Origin of the sequence: Brevundimonas sp. (assembly GCF_965278935.1) — a bacterium.
Taxonomy (GTDB): Bacteria; Pseudomonadota; Alphaproteobacteria; order Caulobacterales; family Caulobacteraceae; genus Brevundimonas.
Window position 1 is genome coordinate 2220427 of sequence record NZ_OZ257124.1, and the last position, 21754, is coordinate 2242180.

General features: G+C 68.2%; 17 protein-coding genes. 4 read left to right on the forward strand and 13 right to left on the reverse strand.

Annotation, left to right across the window (positions count from 1 at the left end):
- Position 1: 1 nt before the first annotated feature.
- Positions 2 to 1429: a helix-turn-helix domain-containing protein gene (locus ACQY68_RS11195; protein ID WP_428149505.1), complete on the forward strand. Its 1428-nt coding sequence runs from the start codon at positions 2 to 4 to the stop codon at positions 1427 to 1429.
- Here ACQY68_RS11195 and ACQY68_RS11200 read toward each other — a convergent pair.
- The gene (locus ACQY68_RS11200) at positions 1426 to 2412 is read right to left on the reverse strand and encodes a helix-turn-helix transcriptional regulator (protein WP_428149506.1); all 987 of its coding nucleotides are present in this window, start codon (positions 2410 to 2412) and stop codon (positions 1426 to 1428) included. The genes ACQY68_RS11195 and ACQY68_RS11200 overlap by 4 nt on opposite strands.
- A 90-nt stretch (positions 2413 to 2502) precedes the next feature.
- Here ACQY68_RS11200 and ACQY68_RS11205 point away from each other — a divergent pair, with 90 nt between their 5' ends.
- Positions 2503 to 2733: a hypothetical protein gene (locus tag ACQY68_RS11205; RefSeq protein WP_428149507.1), complete on the forward strand. Its 231-nt coding sequence runs from the start codon at positions 2503 to 2505 to the stop codon at positions 2731 to 2733.
- Here ACQY68_RS11205 and ACQY68_RS11210 read toward each other — a convergent pair.
- The 3 genes from ACQY68_RS11210 to ACQY68_RS11220 are packed head-to-tail and all read right to left on the reverse strand — an operon-like array spanning position 2730 to position 4693.
- Positions 2730 to 3149, reverse strand: a complete 420-nt coding sequence (locus tag ACQY68_RS11210) for a DUF1801 domain-containing protein (protein WP_428149508.1) — start codon at positions 3147 to 3149, stop codon at positions 2730 to 2732. The genes ACQY68_RS11205 and ACQY68_RS11210 overlap by 4 nt on opposite strands.
- Positions 3150 to 3151: 2 nt before the next feature.
- Positions 3152 to 4255, reverse strand: a complete 1104-nt coding sequence (locus tag ACQY68_RS11215; protein ID WP_428149509.1) for an acyltransferase family protein — start codon at positions 4253 to 4255, stop codon at positions 3152 to 3154.
- Between the two features lie 15 nt (positions 4256 to 4270).
- A complete protein-coding gene (locus ACQY68_RS11220) occupies positions 4271 to 4693 on the reverse strand; it encodes a cupin domain-containing protein (protein ID WP_428149510.1) in 423 nt (140 codons plus the stop codon).
- Positions 4694 to 5026: 333 nt separating this feature from the next.
- Between ACQY68_RS11220 and ACQY68_RS11225 the strand changes: the two genes are divergently transcribed.
- Positions 5027 to 6307: a lytic murein transglycosylase gene (locus ACQY68_RS11225; protein ID WP_428149511.1), complete on the forward strand. Its 1281-nt coding sequence runs from the start codon at positions 5027 to 5029 to the stop codon at positions 6305 to 6307.
- Positions 6308 to 6320: 13 nt separating this feature from the next.
- Here ACQY68_RS11225 and ACQY68_RS11230 read toward each other — a convergent pair whose 3' ends face one another.
- The 8 genes from ACQY68_RS11230 to ACQY68_RS11265 all read right to left on the reverse strand — a co-directional run bounded on the left by ACQY68_RS11230 (position 6321) and on the right by ACQY68_RS11265 (position 18556).
- The gene (locus ACQY68_RS11230; protein ID WP_428149512.1) at positions 6321 to 6755 is read right to left on the reverse strand and encodes a hypothetical protein; all 435 of its coding nucleotides are present in this window, start codon (positions 6753 to 6755) and stop codon (positions 6321 to 6323) included.
- Between the two features lie 38 nt (positions 6756 to 6793).
- Positions 6794 to 10000: a discoidin domain-containing protein gene (locus ACQY68_RS11235; RefSeq protein ID WP_428149513.1), complete on the reverse strand. Its 3207-nt coding sequence runs from the start codon at positions 9998 to 10000 to the stop codon at positions 6794 to 6796.
- Between the two features lie 2 nt (positions 10001 to 10002).
- Positions 10003 to 10818 carry a carbohydrate ABC transporter permease gene (locus tag ACQY68_RS11240; RefSeq protein ID WP_428149514.1) on the reverse strand — a complete coding sequence of 272 codons (816 nt, stop codon included), beginning with the start codon at positions 10816 to 10818 and terminating at the stop codon, positions 10003 to 10005.
- Positions 10815 to 11705, reverse strand: a complete 891-nt coding sequence (locus ACQY68_RS11245; RefSeq protein ID WP_428149515.1) for a carbohydrate ABC transporter permease — start codon at positions 11703 to 11705, stop codon at positions 10815 to 10817. The genes ACQY68_RS11240 and ACQY68_RS11245 overlap by 4 nt, the downstream gene beginning before the upstream one ends.
- Positions 11702 to 12964 (reverse strand): extracellular solute-binding protein, encoded by a 1263-nt coding sequence (locus ACQY68_RS11250; RefSeq protein WP_428149516.1) that lies wholly within the window; start codon positions 12962 to 12964, stop codon positions 11702 to 11704. Before ACQY68_RS11250 ends, ACQY68_RS11245 begins: the two co-directional genes overlap by 4 nt.
- The gene (locus ACQY68_RS11255) at positions 12961 to 14406 is read right to left on the reverse strand and encodes a glucoamylase family protein (RefSeq protein WP_428149517.1); all 1446 of its coding nucleotides are present in this window, start codon (positions 14404 to 14406) and stop codon (positions 12961 to 12963) included. The genes ACQY68_RS11250 and ACQY68_RS11255 overlap by 4 nt, the downstream gene beginning before the upstream one ends.
- A 92-nt stretch (positions 14407 to 14498) precedes the next feature.
- Positions 14499 to 17519, reverse strand: a complete 3021-nt coding sequence (locus ACQY68_RS11260; protein WP_428149518.1) for a TonB-dependent receptor — start codon at positions 17517 to 17519, stop codon at positions 14499 to 14501.
- The gene (locus ACQY68_RS11265) at positions 17516 to 18556 is read right to left on the reverse strand and encodes a LacI family DNA-binding transcriptional regulator (protein ID WP_428149519.1); all 1041 of its coding nucleotides are present in this window, start codon (positions 18554 to 18556) and stop codon (positions 17516 to 17518) included. Before ACQY68_RS11265 ends, ACQY68_RS11260 begins: the two co-directional genes overlap by 4 nt.
- Before the next feature lie 268 nt (positions 18557 to 18824).
- On the opposite strand from ACQY68_RS11265, the gene ACQY68_RS11270 reads away from it, so the two are divergent.
- Positions 18825 to 20171: a GH1 family beta-glucosidase gene (locus tag ACQY68_RS11270; RefSeq protein WP_428149520.1), complete on the forward strand. Its 1347-nt coding sequence runs from the start codon at positions 18825 to 18827 to the stop codon at positions 20169 to 20171.
- On the opposite strand, the gene ACQY68_RS11275 is transcribed toward ACQY68_RS11270, so the two are convergent.
- Positions 20168 to 21691, reverse strand: coding sequence for a carboxylesterase/lipase family protein (locus ACQY68_RS11275; RefSeq protein WP_428149521.1), 1524 nt, complete (start codon positions 21689 to 21691; stop codon positions 20168 to 20170). The genes ACQY68_RS11270 and ACQY68_RS11275 overlap by 4 nt on opposite strands.
- Between the last annotated feature and the right edge of the window lie 63 nt (positions 21692 to 21754).

Genomic DNA, 21754 nt, shown 5'->3' on the forward strand with positions numbered 1-21754 from the left:
GATGGACGTTTCGGTCGATCGCAAGCTGTTCCTCGGCGCCCGGCTGAAGCGGCTGCGGCGCGACCGGGGCCTGACCCAGACCGCCATGGCCGGCGATCTCGGCGTTTCTCCCAGCTATCTGAACCATATCGAGCGCAACCAGCGACCGGTCTCGGCCCAGCTGCTGCTGCGTCTGGCCGACGCCTACGACGTCGACCTTCGCCAGCTCGGCCAGTCGGGCGCAGCCGGTGAGGCGGAACTGGCCGAGGCCCTCTCCGACCCTTTGTTCCAGGGTCTCGACGTTCCCCGTCACGAACTGCTGCAACTGACCGACGAGGCGCCCGCCGCCGCCGAGGCCCTGCTGCGCCTCTACCGCGCCTTCTCAGACCAGCGCGACCGGTCCCGCGCCGCCCTGATCGACGGCGGCCAGACCGGCGAAGGCCCCTCCCCCGCCGACTGGGTGCGCGACCATATCCAGGACCGCGCCAACCATTTCCCCGAGCTCGACACGCTGGGCGAAGCCCTGCACGCCGCCCTCGACCCCAACCAGACCGGCGACGGGTTCGAAGCCCTGGCCCGCGCCCGCCTGCAGGCCCGCCACAACCTGTCGGTCCGCGTCATGCCGGCCGAGGTCATGGTCGAATGGACCCGCCGGTTCGACCCGCACCGCCGCCGCCTGCTGCTGTCCGAGACGCTGGACCCGTCCTCGCGCGCCTTCGCCATCGCCTATCAGTTGGCCCTGTCCGAGCACGAGGCCGAGCTGACGGCTTTGGCCGACGCCGCCCGTCCTCCCGACGAGACGACCCGCGCCCTGCTCAAGGTTTCCCTGACCAACACCCTCGCCGCCGCCATCCTGATGCCCTACGCCGCCTTCCAGCGGACGGCCGAGGCGACCGGCTATGACATCGCCCGGCTCCAGACGCGTTTTTCCGTCTCCTTCGAACAGGTCGCCCACCGGCTGACGACCCTGTCGCGCCCGACCGCGCGCGGCGTGCCCTTCTTTCTGATGCGGGTGGATCAGGCGGGGAACGTCTCGAAACGCTATGCCTCGGGCGCCTTCCCCTTCGCCCGGTTCGGCGGCGCCTGTCCCCGCTGGCGGCTGCACAGCGCGTTCCGGACGCCCGGCCGCCTCGTCACCCAGATCATCGAGACGCCCGATGGCCAGCGCTGGTTCACCCTGGCCCGCACCGTCGATCGCCAGGGTCACGGCGGCCACGGCGAGCCCCACGATCTGGCCATCGGCCTGGGCTGCGAACTGAAGGATGCGGCGCGGCTGATCTACGCCAGGGGCCTCGACCTGATCGCGCCCGAGGTCACCCCCATCGGCCCGGCCTGCCGTCTCTGTCATCGACACCCCTGCGCCGAACGCGCCGCCCCGCCGGTGGACCGGCCGTTGCGCGTCGACGACTGGTCGAAGTCCGTCAGCCCCTATCCGTTCGCGGCTGCTTAGGCCGTCGCCTCCAGCGCTCGCTGCGCCGCCGCCAGTTCCCCGGCCATCACCGCCTTCAGCCGTTGCGGCGCGACGATCTCGACCTGTTCGCCCCAGGTGAACAGGTGCCAGGCCAGTTCGCGCATGCCGGAGGCCCGGAACCGGACCAGAACCCCGCCGTCCGCCTGATCCTCCAGTGTCTGGGTCGGGTGCCAGCGCCAGCCGCGCGCCTCGGCCGCGCCCTCGGGCGATACGCGCAGGACGACGTCCTCGATCTCGTCCTGATAGATGCCGAAGGACTGGCTGGCGAAGACCGACAGGTCGAACCCGGGCGGTGGAGGGGCGAAGCCGTCCTGCGCCTCAACGGCGCTCATCCGGTCGAGGCGGAAGGTCTGGATGCGGCCGCTCTCGCGGTCCGCCGCGACCAGATAGTTGGCGCGGCCGAACATGACGCCGCAGGGGGCGACGGACCGCCGACGCGCCTCAGCCCCCGGCCGCGAATAGGTGAAGCCCAGCGGCGACTGGGCCAGCACCGCGCCCCGGATCGTCGCCAGCATGGCCTCGTCGGCGTGTGGTCTGGGTCCCGCCTGCACGGCGATGGTCTCGGCTCTCACGAGGGCTTCCAGATCGGGGGCCAGCCGGTTCAGCGTCGTCGATCGCATGGCCGACTTCAGCTTGCGCTCCAGCCCCTCCAGCGCCGCCGCCCGGCCCGGCTCGCCCGAGGCCCGCAGCCCCTGGGCCGCCTTGGACAGTTCCAGCAGCTCGGTCGCTGTCGGCGCCTGTTCGAAGGCCGACAGTCCGCCGCGGATGCGCCAGCGCTTGGTCGGCGGGTCCGACACCTCCTCGACAGACGGAAACAGCAGGATCACCGCGTCGCGCATCCGCTCGGCGGTGCGTCGTCCCATCCCGGTCTCGCGCGCCATCTCGTCCAGCGTCAGCCCCTCGGCCGAGGCCGCCATGCGCCGCGCCAGTTCGATGACCATCACCGCCTTGTCGTGCCGCAAGCGCCCGCCTCCGAAAGGTACGTCCGAAACTGACGCAACACTGTCCTATCTCATGCTCAACAGCAACCGCTTCGAGACCGGAGACACCCCATGGCCCGCGCTTTCGCTCCCCAGACCGCCATCAACGCCTCCCGCTATCTGATCGTCCCGTGCGAGGCCGACGGCTGCGGCGACCTGGCGGTGATCTGGGACCGGCTGGAGGAACAGGTGGTCGACGTCATCGACGCCCGCGCCAGCGCCCGCTACTCGGACGAGGACGCCCTGTGGGACGAAGCCCGCGCCACCGACGCCCGGTACGACGACTTCCGCATGGCCGCCTAGGCCGGGTAGCGCGCCTTCAGGGTCGCCACCGAGACCCGCGCCATCTCACGCAGCACGGTCTCGTCGAGGTCGGACAGGCGGTTCACATAGATGCAGCCCTTGCCCGACTTGTGCTTGCCCAGTCGGCTGAGACGCTCGGTCCGCCCGGGTTCGTCGGCGGACATGTAGAGGACGAGGTTCGCCTTCCTCGGCGAGAAACCGACGAGCACCGCGTCCCCCTCGTGGCCGCTCGCATACCGGTAGTGATACCGGCCGAAGCCGATGATCGACGAGCCCCACATGGTGGCAGGCTCCCCGGTCTCGTCCTCCAGAATGGCGACAAGGGCTGTCGCATCCTCGCGCCGCTTGGGGTCCTCGAGCCCGGCGATGAAATCCGCGACCGACGCAGCCGTCGGCCTGGTCTTCGCTTCCGCCATCCTCAGGCCTCCCGTTTGACCGCAGTCCAGCGATCGATCTGCTTCTGGGCCGGACGCTCGACCAGCCGATGTGCGGCCACGGCCACGACGACGATCAGGCCGAACATCCCCACGGCGAACAGATCATTGATCCAGACCGAGCCGAAGTCGATCTTTCGGCCCCCGGGCATCCAGTGCAGCTTGCGGGCGATGATCAGCATCACCGTCAGCAGGAACATGTGCACCATGTAGATCGCGAACGACCAGCGCCCGAGGGTCACCAGCGCCGGATGATCCAGCACCCTCGACAACGCTCCGTCCTCGCCCGCGAACACCCAGACCACGCCGATGAACAACAGGGTCACCGCGACCGTGACAGGCCCCTCGGCCCAGCCGATGAAGAGACAGATCGCCACGACGGTCGCGACTTCCAGCGCGGTCGCCGCCCAGCCGGTCAGCCTCGGAATCCGCATCCACACGCCCTGCAGCAGACAGCCGAGGAAGAAGCCGTAGACCGCTCTCGGCACGGCGAAATCGTAGGTCGTGTTCATCCAGCGTCTGGCGAACATCAGCACCATGATCCCGCCGACGATCGCCAGCACCGCGCCGATCCAGCGGAAACGTTTCGGCGCGACCAGCACCAGTCCGGCGAAGATCAGGTAACAGGCGACCTCGGCGCTCAGCGTCCAGGCCGGGCCGTTCCAGGTCAAGGACGGCAGGATATGCCACGCCTGGACCAGCAGCAGGTTGGCGAAGATCGCCTCCACCGACCGGTCGCGGGTGAACGGCGTGGCGAAGTCGATGTGGAACCACAGCCGGACCAGCTCCAGTCCGATGAAGGCCCCCAGCATCAGCACATGCAGAGGCCAGACCCGGCCCAGTCTGCGGACCATGAACCGGCCGGCGTCGCGAGCGGTCTTGAGCCGTTCCGCATAGGCGTGCGCGATGACGAAGCCCGACAGGACGAAGAAATAATCGACGAACAGATAGCCGTGCTGGACCAGGCTCCAGTCGCGCCAGTGGCTGGCGACGGGCATGTGGAACATCACCACCAGCACGGCGCAGATCCCCCGCAGGGAATCGAGCGCCTCGAAACGGCGCGGGGCTGTGGAAACGGTGCTGTTCACGCCGACGTGATACGCCTACTCGCCCCGTGGCGACCAGCCCTCCGGCGCCATCTCGAAGCCTGCGAAGTCGAATCCCGGCGACACGGAGCAGCCGACCAGGGTCCATCCGCCCAGACTCCGCGCCGCCTGCCATGCGCCGGTGGGTACGACGCCTTGCGGCCGCTCCCCGGCGATCAGGTCGGGCCCGAGCACAACGGTGCGCTCGATGGGGTCGGCGATCCGGAGCTCCAGAGGCGCGCCTGCGTGCCAATGCCAGATCTCCGCCGCATCGACCCGGTGCCATTGCGAGCTCTCGCCTTCAGCCAGCAGGAAATAGATCGCCGTGCCCACCGACCGGCCGTCGACCTCGCGCGGATCGCGGAAGGTCTCGCGATAGTGCCCGCCCTCCGGATGGGGCTTCAGGTCCAGCAGGGCGATGATTTCGGCGGCGGTGAGCATGGCGCACCGTAGCGCGTTCATCGTCGAATGTGATGGAGTCCGCGCTCAAGCAGCGAGCGACCGCGTCGCGAACGTTAGCGCACTTGAGGAGAATGCTTGGAGGCCTGGCCTCCGAGTTGAACGGAGGGTCTACGGGTTTGCACACCCGTTGCGTCGCCCCTCCGCCACCAGGCCGTGTCCGAGAGCGAGGACAGAATGTCGCAGATTTCCTAAGATCGCGGAATCGAACACGGTTGAGATCGCATTCACCCTTTCTCGGCAACGCTCGGCCATACTCGCGCGCTATTTGCAGGCTCTTGATCCGATCGGATCTATTCGGGAAACCCTCGCCACATGCGCTTCGACTATCGCCTCGCCCTGATCGCCGCCGTATCGGCCTGCGCGCCGATGTTGCCCGAGGCGCCCCCTGTCGTCGCCAACCCTGCCCCACCGACCCGACCCGCAGCCACCCCGACGGCGCCCGCGCCCGCCACGCCGTCCCCGCCGGTTCAGGCGGCCGATCAGGCCGGCTTCGAGGGCTGGAAACAGGGCTTCCTGGGCCGCAAGGGCGGCGCCCGTCGCGCCCTTTACGAACAGCAGCTGGCCAATCTGACGCCCGACCCCGAGGTCATCCGTCTGGACGGCAGCCAACCCGAGTTCAGCCGCCCGGCGGGGGCCTATATCTCGAACGCCGCCTCGGCCGCCCGTATCGCCGAGGCCCGCCGCCGCATCGATGCCGTGCCCTGGGCCGTGACCCAGCGCTTCGGCGTGCCGGCCGAGATCCTGGTCTCCATCTGGGGCAACGAGTCCAGCTTCGGTCAGGTCCAGGGCGACAAGGATGTGATCCGCTCGCTCGCCACCCTCGCCTTCGACGGCCGCCGTCGCGACTGGGCCGAGGACCAGTTGAAGAACGCGCTGGACATCGTCGTCGACGGCCGCCGCGAGCGTTCGGGCCTGCTGGGCAGCTGGGCCGGGGCCATGGGCCAGACCCAGTTCATGCCAGACAACTACCTGCGTCTCGGTGTCGACCAGAACGGCGATGGCCATGTCGACATCTGGGGCACGAACGCCGACGCCCTCGCCTCCGCCGCCAACCTGCTGGCCCAGGCCGGCTGGAAGCGCGGTCAGGGCTGGGGCTACGAGATCACCCTTCCGGCGAACTTCGACTACGCCCTGGCCGAAGCCGACGGTCGTCCGTGGAGCTTCTGGGCCCAGCGCGGCGTGACCCTCGCCCGCGGCGGCGCGCCGTCGTCGGACGAGGCCGCCGAAAACGGCGTGATCCTGTTGCCCCAGGGCGCGCGCGGGCCGGCCTTCCTCGCCCTGCCCAACCACTACGTCATCCGCCGCTACAACAACTCGGTCAGCTATGCGCTCGCCATCGGCCTGACCGCCGACGGCATCGCCGGGCGTCCGGGTCTGGTCGGGACCTGGCCCAACGACGGTCCGATCTCGCGCGAGCAGCGCTTCGGCGCCCAGACGGCCCTGGCGCGCGCGGGCTACGATCCGGGTGTCGTCGACGGCGTCATCGGCTCAGGCACCCGCCGCGCCCTCAAGCAGTGGCAGGTCGCTCACGGCCGCATCCCCGACGGCTATCTGACCGCGGCCCTGGCCGACGAACTGATGCGCGGAATGTAGTCGGCCGGAGGCGCTAGCGTTTCCTGAACCTTGCCGCCTCGGCGGCCATGCCGGAGCCCCAGTCGCTCTTCTCCTCGGCCGGCTCCGGAACGAAGGCCGCTTCCGGCAACGTTCCCGCCACGCCGCGCATGGCCAGCGCCAGAGGTTCTGCCATCACAGCCAGCATGCGCAGCGGCTTGCGCTTCGCATCACGGACATCCCAACCCTCGGCCTCGAACAGGTCCGCCTGATCCTGAGACGACAGGCGTTCGATCCCGTCCCAGTCGTCGGGACGCGCCGCGTCCTCGGCCTGCTCCGCCGTCAGGCCGAAGACGGCGACCAGCACCTCGTCCACCTCGGGAAACTCGTCGCGGCGCGAGGGGTCGGCATAGCCGGGCTTCATCAGCGCCCTTGTTTCAAGGTCGGCGACGCCGGGCAGGTCGAGGAGACGGCGGAGGGTCTGGGTCATGGCGACGATCTATCTCCTCCCCGGCGCTCCGAAAAGCGTCAGCGCAGTTCGATGCGCCGGGCGCCGGCCGGGATGACCAGTTCGCGACCCGTCCATGTCCCGTTCCGTCCGTCGATGCGGATACGCGCCGGCAGGTCCTGTCCCTCCGGCCATTGCAGGACGAAGCCGCCCGGCGGCGTCACGCCCGGCGACAGCGTCAGGGTGGTCAGCCCCGCCCGACGCCGCAGAGCGTAGGTCAGCGGACCATAGGGGGTGCGGACCTCGCGCACCCCGACGCCGGCCGCGCTGTCGATCCAGCTCATCGGCAGGCCGGCGGCCAGCACCAGGGCGTGGTCTTCATCGCGGTCATAGACGAACAGGTCCAGCGCCGAACGAATGTAGTCCGAGCTGATCCAGGCATGCGGCATGTCCCCGATGAAGCGCGGCTCGCGCAGGTCGCGGCCCACCACCTCGGCCCAGCCGTTCCAGGCCTGGGGCCGACGATCGGCGAAGAAGAAGTCCAGGGCTTGCATCGCCCGGTCGCGCTGGCCCAGCCGCACGAAGGCGCCGACGGTGCGGAGCTCATAGGGCGTGTAGTCGCGCCACGCCGTCCGGTTGGCCTGACGCGCCGTGAAATTCTCCCAGTATTTCTCGAACGTCCGGATCAGCAGACCCTGCGGCAGCTCGTCCTGAAGGCCGCCCGGCGACAGGCCGATGGTCGTCGAGGTGGCGTCGAAATCGCCCCGGTCGGCCGCGCCCGCGATCCAGTCGATACGGTGATGGATGGCCGTGCCGGTGATCGACGCCGTCACGTCGGCCGAGAACTCCGCCCGCGCCGCCGCGAACCGTTCGGCCGCCTCGGTCTCGCCGAGCGCCGTGGCGATCTCGATGGCGTCGCGATAGCCGAGCAAGCCCCAGAAATCGTCCCAGTAGGAATACGCCGCCCGATCCGAATAGCCCTCGTGGCTGATCGAGGCTGGCAAGAGCCCGTACAGATGCCGCGTGTCCGGCGCGCGATTGGCCTCGACGCGGGTCGAGGCGCTCAGGGTGTCCATATAGCCGATCGCGGCCTCGACCTGGGGCCAGACGGCGCGCAGCTGGGTCAGGTCGCCGGTATAGCGATACGTCTCGGCGGCCAGGAAGACGAACTCGCCGTGGCTGTCGTTCTCCGGCACCGGATCGGCGCCCCGGCTGTCGACACAGCAAGGGACCTTGCCGTCGGTGAAGACGTAGGGGGCGTACCAGCGCAGATAGTCCTGCGACAGCGAGGCGTGGCCCAGCCGGTTCAGACCCTCGGCCATCATGGCGCCGTCGCGGATCCAGGAGCGGTTGTAGCTGCGGGTTCCGGGCTGCAGCGCCGGTCCCTGACGCGACATCAGCATATGGGCCAGCGAGGTCTTCATCGTCGCCTCGATCCGCTGGCCCTCGGGCGGCGTGATCAGGTCGAAGCGGTCCAGCTTCTCGCGCCAGCTGGCGGCGACCCGGGTCTGGATCGTGTCGAGCGCCGCCTCCACTGAAGCTGTCGCCGGAAGCGCCGGTCGCGGCCCGTCGAGCGGCGAAACCCAGCCGAAGGTGCGCGTCTCGCCCGGTCGCAGGGTGACCGTGTACAGCATCACGCCCGCCATCAGACCAGTGGGGTCTGCGGTCAGGGCGCCGTCGCGAACGCCCTCGCCGGCGCGCGCGATCAGGCTCTGGGGATCGGCGCCGGCCTCGAAGGCGGCGGTCCGCACCGCATCGGGCGCGACCAGAGGATGCACCCGCACCGCGTCGTCGAGCACCAGTTCCCCGCCATGCCACTGCATCTGGCGGATCGGACTGGCCCCGCCCGGCACGGCCAGGAACTGCACCGGCCCGTTGACCTGCATCGGCCGCGCCGCCAGCGCCAGCGTCAGGGTCCGCTCCTGCAAGGCGGTGTTGGTCAGGTCGTAGCGTCCGTAGAGGGCGGCGGCGTCGGGCGAGCCCTCGGCCATCGCCGTCACCTTCAGCGTCCAGTCCTCGTGGGTCCAGGTCACGGTCGGGATCGGCAGGTCCCCGTCGACCAGGGCCTGTTCGATCCGCGCGTCGGCCCAGGTCACCAGCCGCCCGTTGTCGAGCACGAAGGGTTCGATCGACGGCCCGCCGCGCTTCAGCTCGATGGCGCCGTCCTCGGAGATCAGGCCGCTTTCGCCGCCGCCGTCGACGCCGACCAGGGTCCAGTAGGGCTGTTCGCCCCGGAATCCGCGCGGATAGAGTCCCCGCCGGCTCTGGCCCGCGACGGCGGTCAGGAAGGCGGTCTCGTTGGCGCCGAAGGCCAGCGGTTCGATCCGCAGATCGGCCAGCGAGTAGGCCGTCGCCGCCGCGCCGGTCGTGCCGAAACCAGCCCCCATCTGGCCAGAGCCGGGCGCCGCCTGAGGCGTCGTCAGATCCAGCCGTAGCCAGCGGGCCGAGGTCTCGGGCATGCGAAGCCAGTCCGTCCCGCCGTCGCCGTGCTGGACCCTGGCGACCTCGCGCCACTGGCGCCGGTCCCCGGAGGCCATGACGCGATAGGCCGACGCCGCCCTGCCCTCGGTCCAGCGCAGGGTCAGACCGCCGAACTCGCGCTCATAGCCGAGGTCCAGCGTCAGGCTCTGCTCGCCCGCCCCATCGGTCATCCATGCGCTGAGTGGGTCGTCATCCACACTCAGGGACGCGATCGCGTTTCCATCTTCACTGCTCGCTTCGGCGAGCGGGCGCGGCGGGACAGACGGCTCCGGCGGCAGGGGGCGCAGGGTCAGGTCGTCGATCTCGATGAAGCCCTTGCCGCCCTCGCCGGCCGTGACCACGAACTCGACCCGATCCGCGCCCCGGAAGGTCCGATCCGCCTTCGGCCCCCAGGCCCAGGCGACCTGACGCTTCTTGATCGTGAACAGGGTCCAGCCGTCGGGGAAGTCGTAGCGGGTCGTCTGGCGCCAGTGGACGTTCTCGCCCGAGGCGTCCGTGAACTTGACCTCGAAGGTGTTGGTCGGCCCCTCGCCGCGGACCCAGAAGCGGATCTCGTAGTTCTCCGGCGCCTCGAACGACAGGTCGCGCGCGGCGAAGGCATAGCCCGACCGGCCGTTGAAATCGTAGTCGAGCCGCATCGCCTCGCCGCGATGACCGGCCACGCTCGACAGGGTCGATGTCACGTCGGTCGAGGCGTCGGCGGTCCAGGGCGCGAGGTCCTCGAACGTGTCGAGTGTCCGCGTCGACTGGGCATGGGCTGGCGCGGCGATGACGAATGCCGCGATCAGTCCGAGGAACACACGCATACTCAACCCTTCACGCTGCCCGCCAGCATGCCGCGGATGTAGAACCGCTGCAGCGCGAGGAACAGGATCAGCACCGGCGCGACGGTGATGACCGCGCCCGCCATCATCAGCTCGACGTCCTGCACATGCTCGCGCGACAGGGCCGCCAAGGCGACCGGCAGCGTATAGTTCGACTGGTCGGTCAGGATGATCAGCGGCCACAGGAAGTCGTTCCAGCTGCCGAGGAAGACGAACAGACCCAGCGTCACGAGGATCGGCGTCAGCGTCGGCAGGACGATGCGGCGGAAAATCTGGCCCTCGGTCGCGCCGTCGACGCGCGCGGCCTCCAGCATCTCGTCGGGGATCGACAGGGCGTACTGGCGCACCAGAAACAGGCCGAAGATCGACGCCAGCCACGGCACCAGCGCCCCGGCATAGGTGTTCACCAGCCCCATCGACTTCAGCATCAGGAACAGCGGCAGGGTGCCGATCTGGGCCGGGATGACGAGGGCGCCGATCAGCAACTGGAACAGCCGGTCGCGGCCCTTGAACGTCAGCTTGGCGAAGGCGTACCCGGCGGGAACGGTGAAGGCCAGGGCCAGTCCTGTCGCCAGCGTGGCGAGCGCGAAGCTGTTCCACATGTAGCGGCCCATGCCCTGGTTCACGAACAGGTCGCGATAGTGCTCGAGCGTGGGCGCGCTGGGCAGCAGCGGCGGCGGGAAGACGGCGGCCTCTCCGGTCGCCATGAAGCTGACCGACAGCATCCACAGCAGGGGGAACAGGACGATCAGCCCGATCAGGGCCACGCCGACGTTCAACAGGAGGGTCCGGGGCTTCACGTGTGCTCTCCGCCCAGCCGCCGCGACACGGCCAGCTGCACCATGGTCACCGCGAAGATGCACAGGAACAGGACGAAGGCGACGGCGCTGGCCGAGCCCAGGTTCCACCATTTGAAGCCCTCTTCGTACATGAAGTAGAGCACCGTCACGGTCGACTGGGCGGGACCGCCCTGGGTCATCACATAGGGCTCGGCGAACAGCTGGAAGAAGCCCGCGACCGAGATGATCGACACCAGCAGCAGCGTCGGCGCGATAGCCGGCAGGGTGACGTTGGTGAACCGCGCCCACGGACCGGCGCCGTCGATGCGCGCGGCCTCATAGAGGTCGTCGGGCACGGTCTGCAACACCGCCAGGAAGATCAGCATGTTGTAGCCGAAGATCTTCCACACGACGAAGATCAGGATCGCCGGGATCGAGGTGTCTGGATTGCCCAGCCAGTCGATGGCGGGCAGGCCCACGCTCGTCAGCGCCCAGTTGATGACGCCGTAGCGGGTGTGCAGCAGATAGTTCCACAGCACCGCCGTGGCCACGAGCGTGGTGACATAGGGAGCGAAGAACATGACCCGCCAGACCGGCCGCCACTTGATCGTCCGCGCATTCAGGATCACCGCGGCCGCCAACGACGCGATGATCGACAGGGGCACGCCCAGCACGCTGAACCAGACGGTGTTCTTCATCGCCTGCCAGAACAGCGGATTGGTCAGCAGCCGCTCATAGTTCTGCAGGCCCACGAACCGCATGTTGCGCAGATCGGCCAGGGCATAGATGTCGAAGTCGGTCAGGCTGAGCAGCAGCGACGACACGACCGGCACGACGAAGAAGACCGCGATGGCAATCAGCGACGGGGCGACGAAACCCCAGGCGGCGCGTTCCCGGCGAGAGATCATGCCGCCCGCCCCTGTTCGATCATCCAGCGCCGCTTTTCGAGCAGGCGGTCGGCGCGACGGTCGATTTCGGCCCCGGCCTGTTCAACGGTGAACTCGCCCCGCACCATCCGTTCGGCGACGATCTGCATCTCGGTGACGATCCGCTCCCACTCCGGCACCTTGGGCACGGCCTTCGCGCGCGCCAGCTGGCCGTTGAAGGCGGTAATGTAGGGATCGGACGAAACACTCGGGGTGGCCCAGGCGGAGCGGCGCGCGGGCAGGTCGCCTGAGATGACGTTGAACCCGGCCTGCACCGTGGGATCGGACAGGTAGCGGACCAGCTTCCACGCCGCCTCCTGATGTGGCGACGATCGGAACACGGCCAGAGACGACCCGCCCGGCGCCGAGGCGCCGGGGCCGGTCGGACCGGGCACGCCGGCGGTGGTCCAGTGCGGCTGAACCTCCGGCGGCAGCCGGGTCTTCATGTCGCCGATAGTCCAGGGGCCGGAGAAGTAGAAGGTGAAATACCCCTTGGCGAACTCGTTCCAGACGTTCGAGATTTGCGCCGCCGAGGCCAGAGGGGCGAGGCCTTCGTCGAACAGGCTCTTGTAGAAGGCCAGGGCCGCCTGGAAGGACTCGCTGGAGAAGTTTCCGCGCGTGTCCTGATCGCGTAGCAATGGTTGATCGCCTTGCAGACCGAATGTCAGAAGTTGCTCGAACTCATTGACGGGCAAAAGGATTGCGAAATTTCCGTCGCCCGAAACACGCTTGACGGCGTGCATCGCCCGCTTCCACTCGGCCCATTCGGTCGGCATGGCGTCGAAGCCCGCACGGGCCAGAATATCGGTGCGCAGGAAGATCAGACGGGTGTCGACATACCAGGGCGTGGCCATGGCGCGGCCCGCGATGGCGTTGGTTTCCAGCACCGCCGGGAACTGGTCGGTCAGCAGGTCGGCGGCCGCGTCCGGCGTCGGCGACAGGGCGCCGATGGCCGCCAGTTCCGCGACCCAGGTGTTGCCGATCTGGCTGACGTCGGGCAGCGAGGCGCCGGCATAGGCGGTCAGCAGCTTGGAGTGCGCGGCGGTCCACGGCTGAGGCTGGACCACGACCTTGATGCCCGGATTGGCCGCCTCGAACGCCGGCAGGATCCGGGGCACGTTCGTGCCCTCGTTGCCCATGGCCCAGAAGGTCAGCCGGGTGATCCCGTCGTTCCGCGCACAGCCCGCCAGCGCGGCGCCGGCCCCGCCCATCAGCCCCAGCGCGGCGCGGCGATGGATCATGCGTCCAGCCAGCCGCCGGTGAACCCGGCCCTTTGCAAGCCACGCTTCAGGTTCGGCTCGCCGTGCATGTGGCGCCAGACCAGTTCGGAGCGACCGTTCTCGATCATGACCACGATCGGCCCCTGGTCGATGCCCAGATAGTCGCCATCGACCCAGCCGACGCCCGGCACGATCCGCCCGTGCTGCAGCCGCCCTTCCCGCTCCGTCAGGGTCGGGTTGAACGAGTCGAGGAAGCCCCATTGGGTGTAGATGCCGACGCCGTAACGGGCCTTCATCGCCTTCAGGGCGGCGGTCACCTCGACCGGCGCGAACGGATAGCTGGCCATGGCCGCCGTCGGCGCGATCGTGCCGTCGTCCCGGTCGCCCGGACCGCGTGCGGAATAGCTGAAAAACTCCCGCTCGCGCGCGTCGATCACCTGTTTGAAGTCGCCCGGTCCGTCGCAGGCCGTCAGGCCCCAGACGTCGGCCGAATAGCCGTCCCATCCGCCGGGGTTGTCGACGGCGTATTTGCGCTGGGCGTGGACGGCCCGGCGGCTGTTCTCGAAATAGTCGAGGTTCTGACCCGTCATCATCGACTGCCCCCGCATCCAGGCGTCGCGGATGCCACGGAAGTCGACGAACATGTGGCTGTACTGGTGACCGAAGATCGGCGCGAACTGCAGATGCCACTCGCCCCAGCGTTCGGTCCAGCTTTGCTCGTAGGCGTGGACCCATTCGTCCCAGACCCCGGTCGAGACCGGATGCGTCCGGCTGCCGATCGCGAGCAGCAGGACCAGCATGCCCTCGTTGTAGACGTTCCAGTCGTGCGGGATGTGGCCCGTCTCCGGATGCCAGCCCATCGAAATGCGGTTGGGCCGAATCACCGCCCAGTCCCACTCGACGCGGTCGTAGATGGCCTGGGCCAGACGACGGATCTCGGCCTCGTCGGCATGGCTGCCGTCGAAGTACCGCGCCGCGAACAGCATGCCGCCGAGCAGCAGGGTCGTATCCACGGTCGACAGCTCGCACTGCGCGAACCGATGGCCGGTCTCCATATCGAGGAAGTGGTAGAAGAAGCCCTTGTAGCCGATGACGCCGGTCGGCTCCGGCCCCTGCGGCGCGTCGTGGAAGGTGCGAAGCGTGATCAGGGTCCGCTCGCGGGCTTCCGCCTTGGTCATCCATCCACGCTCGACGCCCACCGGCCAGCAGGTCAGGGCGAAACCGACCGCGGCGACGGAGCAGAAGGATTCGGTCGGCCAGCGATCCGGCGTCAGGCCGGTCTCGCGGTCCGTGACATGGACGAACCAGTCGAAGGTGCGCCTCTGCAGTTCATCGACTTCGGGATCCAGCGGATGGATCCGGGAGCGGGACGTCGGTCGACCGGCCTGCGCCAGCACCGGCGACGCGACGGCCGACAGTCCGGCGGCGGCTGTTGAAGCCAGGAGAAAACGGCGACGGTCCATACTCATACATCCTACGCCAACGCCCCCGCGTCGCCCGCAAAAAAGATGGCCGCCCCTGTGTCGCAGGGACGGCCAGTCTCAGGAGAGAGAGATCAGAAGCTGTAGCGAGCGCCGAACTGGAAGGTCCGGGTCGGGAACAGCACGGTCGAAGGCTTGCCGAAGCGCGCGTTCGGCGAAGCTGCCGAGCCCGTGCCCCCGTCGAAGCCGGAGTAGTTGTAGAAGTCGAACACGTTGATGGCGTCGACGTAGAGTTGCACCTCACCCGCGTCGAACAGCGGAATGGTCTTGGTCAGACGCAGGTCCAGGTTCCGGTAAGCGAAGGCCGCCGGAATGATGAAGTTGTCCTGTTCCGGATAGGCGCCCGACGGACGGTAGTAGAAGCGCGAGCCCGTACCATCGAAGACGTTGAACGGCGTGCCCGACCCCAGGGTCAGGATGCCCGACAGCTGGAAGCCGGCCGGCAGATCGACGATGCCGTTGGCGACGATGCGGTGATGCTCGTTGTTGGGCGAGTTCCGCATCGGCGAGGTGGCCACGCTGAAGCAGTCGAAGCAGAAGTTGTCGTCGCCGCCGTTCTGCTGCGAGTCCGACCAGGTGTAGGCGACATTCAGGCCCCAGCCGCTTTCACGCGTGTAGTTCTTGTCGAGCTTGACGTAGAGGGCGGTGAACTCGCGTTCCTTGCTGTGGTCGCTGACCAGATAGGTGCGGTACGGATTGCTGCCGCCCGGCGAGCAGAAGCCGCCGTTGTCGCCGAAGCCGTCGCCGTCGTTGGGGGCGTTCGGCTCGCGGCAGCGGTTCAGATACTGCCAGGTGAACTCGTTCTCGGTCTTGCCGTAGGCCAGGGTGAACTCGGTCTGCCAGTCGCCGAAGCGCTGACGCAGGCCCAGGTTGAACTGGTCGGTCCGGGGCGGCTCGAAGTCGTTCTTGAGCAGGAAGGCCTCGCCACGCGCCGGGATGTTGTTCAGCACGGGGTCGAGACCCGCGGCGGTGAAGTAGCTGGCCTGCCAGAGGATCGGATCGTTGGACGCGCCCGACGCCACGCCCGCCGGACGGCCGGTGGTCGAGAAGAAGGCGTTGCGGGTGAAGTCGCCGGGCTTGGCCACTTCGTCGAAGGCGAAGTTGAAGTTGACCCGGTCGTAATAGCGGCCGGCTCCGCCGAAGATGACCGTCTCACGATCGCCGAAGACGTCGTACGAGAAGCCGATGCGCGGCTGGAAGGCCTTGGCGTAGGCGTCGCGGTTGTTGCCGGTCGAGATGTAGTCGTTGATGTTGAACCAGCTGGGCTTGTAGCCCGCCGCCTTGCCGCCGTCGGTCGAGGCGATCCACTGGTTCAGGCCCGTCAGCACATTGGCCGGCGTGACGTAATCGACGTTGTTTGCGTTGTCCTCATAGTCCCAGCGGATGCCGAGGTTGATCTCGAGCTGTTCCGTCAGGCGCCAGTCGTCCTGGACGTAGAGACCGAAGACGTTGTTATCGAGGTCGACGGTCGGGAAGCGGTTGCCCAGTTGCACCCGATACGGGACCGTTGTGCTGCCGCTGGCCGTGCCGTTCAGGTCGAAGAAGAACTCCGGGTTACGACCGAATTCCTTGTCCACGACGTAGTTCTGGGCCGAGAATTTCGCACCCATCTTCAGGGTGTGGGACCCGTGGAAGTCGATGTCGGTGAAGGTCAGGTCGTCACGGAGGGTGAAGCCTTCATCCGTGATGTTCTGACGGCTGCCGGACCCGCCGATGTTGATGATGGACCGTCCGCCGAAGGGGTCGTAGCCGTTGTCGAAGACGCGATAGCTTGCGCCGCGCGTGTCGAAGTTCGAGGCCGTCGGATTGTAGTTGTAGTCGCGGTAGTCGAGCGACGCCTCGTTGACGAAGCCTTCGCCCTGCCACTGATAGCGCAGCTGGGCGGCCCGGGTGACCTGGCGCAGGCCGGAGGCGCGTTCAAAGGAGTTGGCGCCGCCGACGCCGGTCGTATCGGCCTCATCGCGATAGGTGACGCTCAGGTCGAACACGTGACCCTCGGCCGGCTGGTAGCTCAGCTTGCCGAAGAAGAGATCTTCTTCGAACGGGGTCGCGAAGACGCCAAGATACTGGCCGAACTGAGCCAGTTGGGCCGGGGTCGGGCTCGCGATGGCCACGGTGGCCGCGCGGTTCTCCTGCTTGTGCTCGTAGCTGCCGAAGAAGTGCAGGCGATCCTGGATGATCGGCCCGCCCAGAGCGGCGCCGTACTGTTGCACCTCGAGGTCGGCCTCGGGCCGATTGGCGCGGCGCGAAAAGACGTCCTGCTCGATGAAGTCCTGGTCGCGATAGGCGCCGAAAATCTCACCGTGGAACTCGTTGGTGCCCGACCGGGTCACGGCCGTGATGATCGCCGACGAGGCCTGTTCGTACTCGGCCTTGAAGTTCTGGGTGACGATCCGGAACTCGCCGATGGCGGCCTGCGGGAAGGGATTGCCCCGGCTGTCATCCTGGCCCTGGATGCCGCCCGAGATGACGTTGGATTTCAGGCTGGCGCCGTCGATGAAGGCGTTGATCGCCTCGGCGCGCTGGCCGCCGGCGCTGATGGTCACTTCACGCTCGTCCTGCGAGACGCGCACGCCCGGAGCCAAGGCCGCGAAGTTGAGGAAGTTGCGGTTGATCTGCGGCAGGGTCTGGATCTGCTGGAGCGTGACGTTCGTCGAGTTCTCCGGCGTGCGGACCTCGACCAGACGGCGGCCGGTGACGACGATGTCGCCGACATTGGTCGCGTCGTCGCTGACTGCGGCCGTCTCGGCGCCGACGCTCAGGTCCAGGCTCGCTGCCTGGGCGACGCCGACGGAGACCGTGTCCGTGGCGACCTGACCGTCCGCGGTCGTCGCCGTGATCTCGTAGGAACCCGGGCGCACGCCGACCAGGGCGTAGCTGCCGTCCGCATTGATCCGGCCACGATAGGAGAAGCCGGTCGCCGTCTCGCGGGCGACGATCTCGCCGCCGTTTTCGGGCGCATCACCCTCATAGACCGTGCCCCGGATGGTGGCGTTGGTCGTCTGGGCCGAGGCGGCTCCGGCCGTCAGCAGCGTCGCGACGGCGAGGGCCGAGGCGGCGCCCAGCGCGCGGGTGCGCAGGGTCATGCGGGTCATTGGGTTTCTCCGTTGAGGGCGATGCTGGATGAGGCGCCGCCGCACGACTGGCGGACGACGAGTTGGGGTCGAATGGTTTCGCAGGCGGCGTCGGGCGTCGCCTGCGGGTCGTTGGAAGCGGCGATCAGGGCCACCAGCCGGTCCATGGCCCTGCGGCCCGTCTCGGCGATCTCGATACGCAACGTGGTCAGGGCGGGTCGCATCAGGGCGGCGATCGGCACGTCGTCGAAGCCGACGACGGCGACGTCCTCGGGACAGCGGACGCCCGCGTCCTGCAAGGCCAGCAGGGCGCCGATAGCCATCATGTCGTTGGCGGCGAAGATGGCGTCCGGCCGCACGCCCTCGGCCAGCAGAAGAGCCGTCGCGTCATGGCCCGAGGCCTGGGTGAACGCGCCGGCGACGACGGTCGGCTGGCGCCCGGCGGCGGTCATGGCCTGGACATAGCCGGCCTGACGCTCGCGCGCTTCGAGGTTTCCCGCGGGACCGCCGATGTGGACGATCCGCTCGCGCCCGTGCGCCAGCAGATGCTCGACAGCGGTGACCGCGGCGCCGACGTTGTCGACGACCATCGACGGCCGACCGGCGTCATTGGCCCCGCCGTTCATCAGCAGCACCGGAAGCCGGCCCGCCAGGCTGTGCGCCAGATTGGCGGAATCGAGGTGAGGCGACAGCACGATCAGCCCGTCGACGCGGCCGCGCATCGAGCGGATGGCGGCGGCCGCCTCGGAAGCGTCGTCATGCGAACTGGAGACAATCAGATGCAGGCCGTTGGCGCGCGCGGCCACGTCCATGCCCCGGATCAGCTCCGAGAAGAACTCGCCGAACAGGTCGGGCAGGATCACCCCGACCGTGTCGGTGCGGCTGGTCGACAGGCTGCGGGCGCCCGAATGCGGGACGTAGGACAGCGCTTCGACGGCCTCGAGGACCTTCAGCCGGGTCGGCTCTGTCACCGCCCCCGCCCCGGTCAGCACGCGCGACACCGAGGCCACGGAGACCTTGGCCCGTTCCGCCACGTCGCGGATCGTCGCCGGCTTCATGCCGCGCGTCCGATCGGCGCACGGCCGTCTGAGCTGTGGGTCAAGTTGCGATGCACGCAGTGTGTCCTGAAGCGTCCCGATCGTACCGGCCTCCTTTATCGAAGGTCCGTCGACAAAAATCTGTAATCGGTTACATCGCACACTGGTAATGCGCCCCGCAAGTGCCGTAGTTTGGCCACACGACGGATTTCTCCCTCCGTGACCTCCCTGCATCGCTTCTCGACACGCTGCCGAAGCCCTCACCCAGACCCCTGACGAAAGCCTTCCGATGAGTCTCAACTATCAGTTTCCAGAAGGTTTTCTGTGGGGCGCGGCGACGGCGGCGTATCAGATCGAGGGCTCATCCATGGCCGATGGCGCGGGCGAGTCCATCTGGGACCGCTTCTGCCACATTCCGGGCAATATGAAGGACGGCGATACCGGCGACGTGGCCTGTGACCACTACAACCGCTGGCGCGAGGACGTCGCGATCATGAAGCGGCTGGGGCTGACCGCCTACCGATTCTCGGTAAGCTGGAGCCGTGTCATGCCGGACGGCACGGGGCGGCTGAACGAGGCGGGCCTGAAATTCTACGACGATCTGATCGACGCCCTGATCGAGGCCGGGATCGAGCCCCTTTGCACCCTCTACCACTGGGATTTGCCGGCGGCGCTGGACGACCGGGGCGGCTGGCTGAACCCCGACATCGCCCACTGGTTCGCCGACTACGGCCAGGTTCTGTTCGAGCGGTTCAAGGGCCGGGTGAAGACCTGGGGTACGATCAACGAACCCTGGGTCATCATCGACGGCGGCTATCTGCACGGCGTCCTGGCGCCCGGCCACCGATCGCACTACGAGGCGGTGATCGCCGGCCACAACGTCCTGCGCGCCCATGGCGCCGCCGTGCGCCGCTTCCGCGAGGTGGGCGAGGGCCGGATCGGCATCGTCCTGAACATCGAGCCCAAATACCCGGCCAGCGACAGGCCCGAGGACGAGGCCGCCCGCAAGCGCGCCGAAGCCCAGATGAACCGCTGGTTCCTCGACCCACTCATGGGCCGCGGCTATCCCGCCGAACTGCACGAGGTCTACGGCGACGCGATGCGCGAGTTCCCGGCCGAGGATTTCGACCTGATCGCGACACCGACCGACTGGATGGGTCTGAACTGGTACACCCGCGCGGTGCCCGAGAATGCGCCCGACGCCTGGCCCGTTCGCGCCCGGCCGGTGAAACAGGTCCAGCACGCCCACACCGAAACCGGCTGGGAGGTCTACCCCCCTGCCCTCACCGACACCCTGGTCTGGCTGCATGAACAGACCAATGGCCTGCCATTGATGATCACCGAGAACGGCTCGGCCTGGTACGACCCGCCCCACGCAATCGACGGACGCATCCACGATCCGATGCGGGTCGAGTATCTGAAGAACCACCTGAAGGCGGCCCACGACGCCCTCGGCAAGGGCGTAAAGATCGAGGGCTATATGGCCTGGTCGCTGCTCGACAATCTCGAGTGGTCGCTCGGTTATTCGAAGCGGTTCGGCATCACCCACGTCAACTTCCTGACCCAGGAGCGGACGATCAAGGACAGCGGCCTTCTCTATGCAGAGGTGATCAGGACCAACGGTGCCTGCCTCTAGGGCCTGACGCGGCCGTAAAACGCTTCGATCAGATCCAGCCGCTCGGGGAACGGGACCGGTTTCGCCACCGGCCCGTCGTTGGTGAACTCCAGCAACTGGTCCGGCGCGGCGCCGAACTCGGGCCAGGCCGGGCGGTCGCCACCGTTCGGGTCGCCGGCCCTTGCAAAGGCGGTCCAGTAATCGGCCATGGCAGTCGCCGCCCGGTCGTCCCGCTCGCCCATCGGCCGTCCCACTGTATCGAGATTGTCGAACACATAGGGCCGCTCCGACGCATGGGTCGCGCCGCCGCTGGGTTCCGGGTTCGATTCCGGCACCACGTCGAACCGGTACAGATACGTCGGCTGCCCGGCCCGCGCATGCAGCCGCGCCAGGTGCCGCGCCGGCTCGTTGAAGATCAGGTCGCTGACGACGCCGGCGTCATAGCCCGCCTGACCGGAATAGGCCGCGACCAGGGCGTTGTATTCGGCGTCGGTCATCACGTCGTCGGTCCGGCCATAGGCGCCGGCGTCCGTCGGCCGGATCCACCAGAACTCGGCGCTGTTCGTGCCGATCACCAGAGGCACGGGCGCCTGTCGTCCGGCCGCGAAGGCCTCGACCACATCCTCGGGCACGACCGTCCCGTCGACGACCAGATTGTCGCTGTAGAAGGCCGGCATCGGCGACAGCAGCCGCTCGGCGGGCAAGGCGCGCAGATCGTCCGCCGTTGCGTTCGGCAATCCCGCCGATCGGGCGAAGGCGACACCCAGCGACTGGGCCGACGGCCGTCCCGGACGATCGTCGTCCAGCAGCGCCGACCGTTGCCGCCCCAGACCCGACTGCATGACGGCGCGCTGGAACAGCCCGCGCGCGCCGGGCGCGACCATCAGCTGGGCCACCGCCGCCCCGCCCGCCGACTCACCAAAGATGGTGACCTGTTGGGGATCGCCGCCGAAGGTCGCGATATTGTCCCGCACCCATTCGAGGGCCGCGATCTGGTCCATCACGCCGTAGTTGCCGGCCGCCTCCTCGGGCCCGCGCTCGAACGCCAGCGCCGGATGATCGAAGAAGCCCAGCCGCCCGAGCCGGTAGTTGATAGTGACCACGACCACCCCGCGCCGCGCCAGATTCGTCCCGTCATAGAGCGGCGGCGTGCCCGACCCGTTGTTGTATCCGCCCCCATGAATCCAGACCATCACAGGCAGCGGCTCGGCGCGCGCCGACGGGCGCCAGACGTTCAGCGTCAGACAATCCTCGCTCGCGGGCCCCGGCCCGACGCCCGGATCGCCGTTGGACGGCGCCTGGATGCAGATCGCCCCGACGCGGCTGGCGTCCCGTTCTCCGATCCAGGCCGCCGGCGGCTGCGGCGGCCGCCAGCGCAGGGCCCGGACCGGGGGCGCCGCGAACGGGATTCCCTTGAAGGATTCGATGGCATCTGCCTGCCGTCCGACCAGCAACCCCTGCGCCACCTGGACTTGCGGATTGGCCGGGGGAACGGGCGAAACTGTCATCTGGGCGGCCAGGGCGAGACTTGCGAGGAACATGCGCCGATCCTTAGCCGGGCGCGCCGATGAAACAAACTTCACCGTGGGCTGGAACCATTCTTC

What these genes read in the sequence shown, in the direction of transcription:
- ACQY68_RS11195 (WP_428149505.1), top strand. Translation starts at nt 2, where the DNA reads ATGGACGTTTCGGTCGATCGCAAGCTGTTCCTCGGCGCCCGGCTGAAG.
- ACQY68_RS11205 (WP_428149507.1), top strand. Translation starts at nt 2,503, where the DNA reads ATGGCCCGCGCTTTCGCTCCCCAGACCGCCATCAACGCCTCCCGCTAT.
- ACQY68_RS11210 (WP_428149508.1), bottom strand. Translation starts at nt 3,149, where the DNA reads ATGGCGGAAGCGAAGACCAGGCCGACGGCTGCGTCGGTCGCGGATTTC.
- ACQY68_RS11220 (WP_428149510.1), bottom strand. Translation starts at nt 4,693, where the DNA reads ATGCTCACCGCCGCCGAAATCATCGCCCTGCTGGACCTGAAGCCCCAT.
- ACQY68_RS11225 (WP_428149511.1), top strand. Translation starts at nt 5,027, where the DNA reads ATGCGCTTCGACTATCGCCTCGCCCTGATCGCCGCCGTATCGGCCTGC.
- ACQY68_RS11230 (WP_428149512.1), bottom strand. Translation starts at nt 6,755, where the DNA reads ATGACCCAGACCCTCCGCCGTCTCCTCGACCTGCCCGGCGTCGCCGAC.
- ACQY68_RS11235 (WP_428149513.1), bottom strand. Translation starts at nt 10,000, where the DNA reads ATGCGTGTGTTCCTCGGACTGATCGCGGCATTCGTCATCGCCGCGCCA.
- ACQY68_RS11245 (WP_428149515.1), bottom strand. Translation starts at nt 11,705, where the DNA reads ATGATCTCTCGCCGGGAACGCGCCGCCTGGGGTTTCGTCGCCCCGTCG.
- ACQY68_RS11250 (WP_428149516.1), bottom strand. Translation starts at nt 12,964, where the DNA reads ATGATCCATCGCCGCGCCGCGCTGGGGCTGATGGGCGGGGCCGGCGCC.
- ACQY68_RS11255 (WP_428149517.1), bottom strand. Translation starts at nt 14,406, where the DNA reads ATGGACCGTCGCCGTTTTCTCCTGGCTTCAACAGCCGCCGCCGGACTG.
- ACQY68_RS11260 (WP_428149518.1), bottom strand. Translation starts at nt 17,519, where the DNA reads ATGACCCGCATGACCCTGCGCACCCGCGCGCTGGGCGCCGCCTCGGCC.
- ACQY68_RS11265 (WP_428149519.1), bottom strand. Translation starts at nt 18,556, where the DNA reads ATGAAGCCGGCGACGATCCGCGACGTGGCGGAACGGGCCAAGGTCTCC.
- ACQY68_RS11270 (WP_428149520.1), top strand. Translation starts at nt 18,825, where the DNA reads ATGAGTCTCAACTATCAGTTTCCAGAAGGTTTTCTGTGGGGCGCGGCG.
- ACQY68_RS11275 (WP_428149521.1), bottom strand. Translation starts at nt 21,691, where the DNA reads ATGTTCCTCGCAAGTCTCGCCCTGGCCGCCCAGATGACAGTTTCGCCC.